Origin of the sequence: Polaromonas sp. (genome assembly GCF_041689105.1) — a bacterium.
Taxonomy (GTDB): domain Bacteria; phylum Pseudomonadota; class Gammaproteobacteria; order Burkholderiales; family Burkholderiaceae_C; genus Polaromonas.
Window position 1 is genome coordinate 1 of sequence record NZ_JBDNGU010000057.1, and the last position, 5,723, is coordinate 5,723.

A 5,723-nucleotide genomic window follows, 5' to 3' on the forward strand; every position below is an offset into this window, starting at 1 on the left:
CGCTGCGCCTGCGGACTGGCAGAGCCAGATCCGCGGCCCCTGCTTGAAAAGACAAGAGCCCTCACGTTCGTTCACTGCGTGTAACTCTCTGCCCCCCGAGGGGGCGCTGCGCCTGCGGACTGGCAGAGCCAGATCCGCAGCCCCTGCTTGAAAAGACAAGCGCCCCAACGTTCGCTCGGCCCTGCTTGAAAAGAGAAGAGTCCCTACGCTCACGCACTGCTTGTAGCGCCGCGCTAACATGGCTGCATCGGGTTGCCCTTCGGCGTCCCCTGACATCACTCAAGGAGTTTTCTGTGCGGTCCATTTTCTACGCCGGTCTTTGTTCATTGTTGATGCTGCCCGCCGCCTGGGCGCAGTCTGATGCTGCCGCCGCTGCTGCCGCAAAAGAGGTCGGGGCTTCCGTGACCGCCAGCGGGCTGGTCTACAAGTCGCTGAAGGACGGCACAGGCGCGAGCCCGGCCGCCGCCGACACGGTCAAGGTGCACTACCGCGGCCGGTTTCCGGGCGGCAAGGAGTTTGACAGTTCCTACTCGCGCAATGAACCCACCGAGTTCCCGCTGAACCGCGTGATCTCCTGCTGGACCGAAGGCGTGCAGAAAATGAAGGTGGGCGGCAAGGCCAAACTCACCTGCCCGTCAGCGATTGCCTACGGCGCGCGTGGTATGGGCGGGGTGATCCCGCCGAACGCCACGCTGGAATTCGAGATCGAGCTGCTGGCAGTCAAGAAGTAGACCAAAGAACTTGCCCCCACGGTTGCTCACTGCGTGTAGCGCCCTGCCCCCCGAGGAGGCCGCTGCGCCTGCGGACTGGCAAAGCCAGATCCGCGGCCCTTGCTTGAAAAGAGAACATCTCCTGAGAACCGTCAGCCTTGCATGCTGGCAGTAATCTCGTAAGAACGCAGCCGCGCGGCGTGGTCGAAGATCTGTGAGGTGATCATCAGCTCGTCGGCGCCGGTGCGGTCCACGAAGGCCTGCAACTGCCGCTGCACGGTGGCGGGCGCGCCTATCGCAGAGCAGCCCAGTGTCTGCTCGATGATCGCGCGCTCGGGCGGCGTGAGACGCTCATCGTACCCGGCCACCGGCGGCTGCAGCCGCGAGGGCCGGCCACTGCGCAGGTTGACAAAGGCCTGCTGCATCGATGAGGACAGCAGGCGCGCCGCGTCGTCGGTGTCGGCGGCAAATACATTGAAGCCCAGCATCACATGCGACTTGTCCAGTTGGGCGGAAGGCTTGAAGCGGCTGCGGTAGACCTCGATGGCCTGCATCATCTGTGCCGGCGCGAAGTGTGAGGCAAACGCAAACGGCAGGCCCAACTCGGCGGCGAGCTGCGCGCCGAACAGGCTGGAGCCGAGAATCCAGACCGGCACCTTCAGGCCCGCGCCTGGTACGGCGCGCACGCGCTGGCCCTCGGCCACCGGCTGGAAGTAGTGCATCAGTTCCACCACATCCTGCGGAAACTCGTTGGGGTCGGCGTTCAGGTCGCGCCGCAACGCGCGCGCCGTGACCTGGTCAGAGCCGGGCGCGCGGCCCAGCCCCAGGTCGATGCGGCCGGGGAACAAGGATTCAAGCGTGCCGAACTGTTCGGCAATCACCAGCGGCGAATGGTTGGGCAGCATGATGCCGCCGGCGCCGACCCGGATGCGGGAGGTGCCGCCAGCCACATGCGCCATCACGACGGCGGTGGCGGCACTGGCGATACCGACCATGCCGTGGTGCTCGGCCAGCCAGTAGCGCTGGAAGCCCCAGCGCTCGGCATGCTGGGCCAGGTCCAGCGTGTTGCGCAGCGACTGCGCGGCATCGCTGCCCTCCACGATGGGGGACAGATCAAGAACAGAAAAAGGGATCATTCAGGGCAGATGGGTCGCCGCGCTGGTTTATCAATGCCCGGGCGCGGGTCGCACGCCCACTCGCCTGCAAGCCCTGTCCGGTGGCGGGTGTACCATTTCCCCGGAACGTTCTGCAATCCTGTGCCACTTCCGGAGGCCTCGTGCACGCCAGCCAGCGCACCCTTGAGAAGCTCTACAGCGCCTTTGCGCAGCTGGATTCGGCCACCATGGCCGAGTGTTATGCGGCCGATGCACGCTTTGACGACGAGGCTTTTTCGCTGCGCGGCCACCGCGAGGTCACCGGCATGTGGCACATGCTCTGCGACGCCACCCGGGCCAAGGGGCGCGATGTGTGGAAACTCGGGTACAGGGATCTCAAGGCCGACGCCAGCGGCGGTCAGGCGCACTGGGAGGCCGACTACCGCTTCAGCGCCACTGGCCGCATGGTGCACAACATCATTGACAGTCGCTTCACCTTCGACGCGCAGGGCCTGATCAGCACGCAGCACGACCGCTTCGACTTCTGGGCCTGGTCACGCCAGGCGCTGGGCGCGCCCGGGCTGCTGCTGGGCTGGACGCCATTTCTGCGTAAAAAAGTGCGCGCCACTGCGGCGGCCAACCTGAAAAAGTATTTGGCCGCCCGGCCCTGAACCGCAAAGGACACGCCATGGCCTCGACCCTGCCCGACAACTGGTTTGACGGCTTTGAAGCGCGGGACTTTGAGGTCAACGGCACTTCCATCTTCGCGCGCTTCGGCGGCAATGCACAGGGTCCGGCGCTGCTGTTGCTCCACGGCTTTCCGCAAAGCCATGTGATGTGGCACCGCGTGGTGCAGGCGCTGAAGGCGAAGTTCTTTCTGGTGTTGCCCGACCTGCGCGGCTACGGCGACTCGTCCAAGGCGCCGGGGCTGCCCGATCACAGCAACTACAGCAAGCGCAACATGGCGACCGATGCGCTGGGTGTGATGGACGCGCTGGGCCTGAGCCGGTTTGACCTGTGCGGCCACGACCGCGGCGGCCGCGTGGCGCACCGGCTGGCGCTGGACCACCCAGGGCGCGTACGCAAACTGTGTGTGATCGACATCGCACCCACGCTGGACATGTATGAGGCGACCGACATGCGGTTTGCCACGGCGTATTACCACTGGTTCCACCTGATCCAGCCCAGCCCGCTGCCAGAGACCATGATCGGGGGCAATGCTCTGGCTTACCTGCACGCCAAGCTGGGCGGCTGGGGCAGCCAGGGACTCAGCTACATCGAAGCCGAAGCGCTGCTCGAATACGAACGCTGCTTTTGCACGCCCGAAGCCATCCACGCCGCCTGCGAGGACTACCGCGCCAGCGCCAGCATTGACCTGGTGCACGACCGTGACAGCCGCGCGCAGGGCGAGAAAATCCGCTGCGACATGTTTGTGCTGTGGGGCGAGCGCGGCGTGGTGCAAAAACTGTTCGAGCCCCTGGCCCTGTGGCAAGCGCAATGCGCGGGCATCGTCAGCGGCAAGGCCCTGCCGGCCGGGCACTTCATTCCCGAAGAACTGCCGCTGGAACCGCGCACGCGCTGCAAGCGTTTTTCAGCTGACTTTAATTATTGATTCAGCTCGATGATGTTTAAGGGTACCTCTATAAATTACCGTTCGCCCTGAGCTTGGGCGGTCCTGAGCCTGTCGAAGAAGAGCGAGGGTTTGCAATTTCACACTTCATGGGGCCGTTGCGCCAGCCAGGTGGCCAACACGGCGAAGAGCCGGTCGAGTTCGAAGGGTTTGCTCACAAAGTCATTCATGCCCGCTTCCAGGCAGCGTGCCTGATCTTCTTGCTCGGCATTGGCGGTCAGCCCGATCACCGCGATGCAAGACAAGGCCGGGTTGGCGCGAATCTGCCGGGTGGCCTCCAGGCCATCCATCACGGGCATCTGGATATCCATCAACACGCAATCAAAGTGCGCTTTAAGCAGCCAGTGAATAGCCTCCTGTCCGTTGTTCGCAAGGGTGACGGTGGCGCCGGCCTGTTCCAGCAGTTCACAGGCCACTTCCTGGTTTAAAAGGTTGTCGTCCACCAGCAGGACGGCGGCACCTTTGATCAGACTCAGGTCCACCGGTGGCAGCGTTTTTTGCGCTGGCGCCGGTTTGTCAGTGCCGCGGCCCAGTCGGGCCGTGAACCAGAAGGTGCTTCCCTGAGCGGGTCTGCTTTCCACGCCGACCTCGCCCCCCATCAACTCGGCCAGTTGCTTGCTGATGGCCAGTCCCAAGCCGGTACCGCCATAGCGGCGCGTGGTCGAGGTATCTGCCTGAAGGAAGGCATGGAAGAGATTGGCCATTTCTGCGTCACTCATGCCAATGCCGGTATCCCGCACGTCGAAGCGCACCAGGCAGTTGCCAGCCCCCTCTTCGAGAATGCTGGCACGCACGATGATCTGGCCATGATGGGTGAATTTGATCGCGTTGCCGATGTAGTTGAGCAGGATTTGCCGCAGCCGCAAGGGGTCGCCGCGCAGGGGCTGGGACAGTTGGGGGGCGATGTCAAAAACCAGTGCCAGTCCCTTGGACGCGGCGCTGTCTCCAAGCAGGCTGGAAATATCCCTGACCATCGTCGGCAGAACGAAATCGGTCGTTTCCAGGACAAGCTGCCTGGCTTCGATCTTGGAGAAATCCAGGATGTCGTTGATGAGGTCCAGAAGATGCCGGGAGGAGTAGTCGATCTTGGCGATGTAGTCGCGCTGCTTGGAGCTCAGCTCGGTTTTGAGTATCAGATGGGCCATGCCGATGATGCTGTTCATCGGCGTGCGGATTTCGTGGCTCATGTTGGCCAGGAAGGCGCTCTTGGCCGAGCTGGCGTCATCGGCCACGGCTGCGGCCACCTTGGCAAGCAGGATGTCGTCTTGCGCCCGCTTGCGTTCGGTGATGTCGCGGGCCGAGACAAACAGCAGCGGCTGCTCGTCCAGCGTGACCGCATGGCCGCTGATCTCGACATCCAGCAGTGAGCCGTCCAGCCGGCGCAGCCGGGTTTCCAGCAAGTGCCTGGCGTCCGCCCCGGCCTGCCGATCCGGCTGGGTCAAAGTCGGCAGCAGGCCGCCCGGCGCGGGGTGGGCGTCCCACTGCTGCAGGTTCATGCCAAGCAGCGACCCGCGCGAGCGGCCCAGCATGCGGGCAAATGCATCGCTGGCCTCGACCACGCAGCCGTCGGCATCCAGGATATGGATGCCGTCGCTGGCGCCCCGCAGCAGGGCCTGGCTGCGCTCGGTCTCCTGGCGCTGGCGCCGCATCGTGCGCCACAGCAGAGCACAAGCCAGCGCGGTGAAAATTGCAAAGACTGCCAACGCGCTCCAGGTCTGGAACTTATCGGAGTGCCACTTGGCCAGGTAGTCCTCGGTGGCCCGGCCGACCACCAGGGTGAATGGCACCACGGCCAGCCGGCGAAAGCTGATGGTGCGTCCGATGCCGTCCGCAGTTTGCGGGGAGAGGTAGGTGCCGTGGACCTGACCCGCAGCGATCGCCCGTTGAAATTCGGGCGTGCTGACCTGGCTGCCCACCGCGGCCGCTGCCGGCACCGACGAAGGCGGCTGGCGCACAATCATGCCAAAGTCGGCACCGCGCAGCACCAGAACGCCTTTGGAGCCGAGGTCGAACCTGGACAGCATGTCCTGAAAATACTGCAGCGGGATGGGTGCCGCGACCAGGCCGCCAAAGCTGCCGTCGGGCCGGTTGACGCGCCGCGCAAAGGAGATAACCCAAATCTTGGTGACCCGACCCATGATCGGCCGGCTCACCACCAGACCGGGGTCGGCCTGGTCTCGCAGTTGCGGAAAAAAATCGCGGTCGGCCCAGCTAACCTTGTCCTGGGGCTTCACATCCGGGCCCAGCACCACCAGGCCATCGGCATCGGCAACACGGATACCGGTGGCC

Annotated in this window: 5 protein-coding genes; 3 read left to right on the top strand and 2 right to left on the bottom strand. The window is 64.4% G+C overall.

The genetic code is table 11. The features are described from left to right. The first annotated feature begins 332 nt into the window (after positions 1-332). Positions 333-731 (top strand): FKBP-type peptidyl-prolyl cis-trans isomerase, encoded by a 399-nt coding sequence (locus ACESMT_RS04820; RefSeq protein ID WP_372825440.1) that lies wholly within the window; start codon positions 333-335, stop codon positions 729-731. Positions 732-862: 131 nt separating this feature from the next. On the opposite strand, the gene ACESMT_RS04825 is transcribed toward ACESMT_RS04820, so the two are convergent. Beyond that, the gene (locus tag ACESMT_RS04825; protein ID WP_372825436.1) at positions 863-1,846 is read right to left on the bottom strand and encodes an LLM class flavin-dependent oxidoreductase; all 984 of its coding nucleotides are present in this window, start codon (positions 1,844-1,846) and stop codon (positions 863-865) included. Between the two features lie 140 nt (positions 1,847-1,986). Here ACESMT_RS04825 and ACESMT_RS04830 point away from each other — a divergent pair, with 140 nt between their 5' ends. Together ACESMT_RS04830 and ACESMT_RS04835 are read left to right on the top strand one after the other, a co-directional pair. Next, on the top strand, positions 1,987-2,475 hold the full coding sequence (locus ACESMT_RS04830) for a nuclear transport factor 2 family protein (protein WP_372825437.1): 489 nt from the start codon (positions 1,987-1,989) through the stop codon (positions 2,473-2,475). A 17-nt stretch (positions 2,476-2,492) separates the two neighbouring features. Next, positions 2,493-3,416, top strand: a complete 924-nt coding sequence (locus ACESMT_RS04835; protein WP_372825438.1) for an alpha/beta fold hydrolase — start codon at positions 2,493-2,495, stop codon at positions 3,414-3,416. A gap of 98 nt (positions 3,417-3,514) precedes the next feature. Here ACESMT_RS04835 and ACESMT_RS04840 read toward each other — a convergent pair. Then, positions 3,515-5,723 (bottom strand): response regulator (locus ACESMT_RS04840; protein WP_372825439.1); only part of this gene is annotated, 2,209 nt, incomplete at its 5' end.